Source organism: Neobacillus paridis, assembly GCF_016765675.1.
GTDB classification, from domain to species: Bacteria; Bacillota; Bacilli; order Bacillales; family Cytobacillaceae; genus Neobacillus; species Neobacillus paridis.
In genome coordinates this window covers 1-901 of record NZ_JAESWB010000188.1, presented here as the reverse complement: position 1 = coordinate 901, position 901 = coordinate 1, and the positions used below count along the sequence as shown (strand labels likewise).

The 901-nt window shown below is 59.3% G+C and carries 2 protein-coding genes; one reads left to right on the top strand and one right to left on the bottom strand.

What is annotated here, in order from left to right:
* Positions 1-303, top strand: a 303-nt coding sequence (locus JK635_RS28465) for a hypothetical protein (protein ID WP_498043870.1), incomplete at its 5' end; no start/stop codon positions are given.
* 9 nt (positions 304-312) lie between these two features.
* On the opposite strand, the gene JK635_RS28460 is transcribed toward JK635_RS28465, so the two are convergent.
* The coding region (locus JK635_RS28460) for an integrase core domain-containing protein (RefSeq protein WP_202654663.1) at positions 313-901 on the bottom strand (589 nt) is incomplete at its 5' end.

Genomic DNA, 901 nt, shown 5'->3' with positions numbered 1-901 from the left:
GGCCAGAGCTGGAGCCCGATCCGATCCACCGTCGGTGTCAGCGAATTGGTCTGTTTCGGCAGCCGGCCTGCGCGGGTCGATGCGGCCCTGATTGCCACGCTGCGCGAACGCGAAATGGCACAGCAGGCCAATCCCGACGCATTGTTCAATGCTGGCGACAGCGTGCGCATCACCGAAGGGGCGTTTGCCGGGTTGGAGGCCATCTACCAGATGAACGATGCGGAAGGCCGCGCCATGGTGCTGCTGGACCTATTGAGCAAGCCCGTCGCCATGACGGAAGAATTCAAGCTAGTTGTCGCCTGACTGGGGCATTTATGCTGTTTTTTTCAACGCCAGATTTTGCTCCTTTTGACGGGCCGGATCGGCATCCTGCTTTTCGGGATTCAAGTGGACCACCAAGACAGGTTTCCAGTTGCGCGTGGCGCCGCTCCAGCGTCCCGGATGTGTTGCCTTGGCGGCTTCATAGACCGCGACGCGCTTCTTTAACAGCTCAGCATCCTGGCCAGCGTGGCGTTGTGCCGGCGTTACGAATCCGATCGCGCTGTGGCGGTGTTCCTCGTTGTACCAGTGCACGAACCCGCCAACCCACTGCCTTGCGGCCAGAAGGCTGCTAAACGCGCGGTTGGCATAGGTGGGCCGGTATTTCATCGTCTTGAACAAGGACTCGGAATAGGGATTGTCGTTACTGACTGCCGGACGACTAAACGAGGGCATTACTCCCAGCGCCTGCAGCGTGGCCAGCATAGTGGCGCCCTTCATCGGGCTGCCGTTATCCGAATGGAGTACGATCTGATTTGGCCTGATGTGCTCACGCCCACAGATGTCTCGCAGGACTTCGCTTGCCAGTTCGCTGCTTTCGCTTTCATAGACCTGCCAGCCGACGATCTTGCGGCTAAAGATG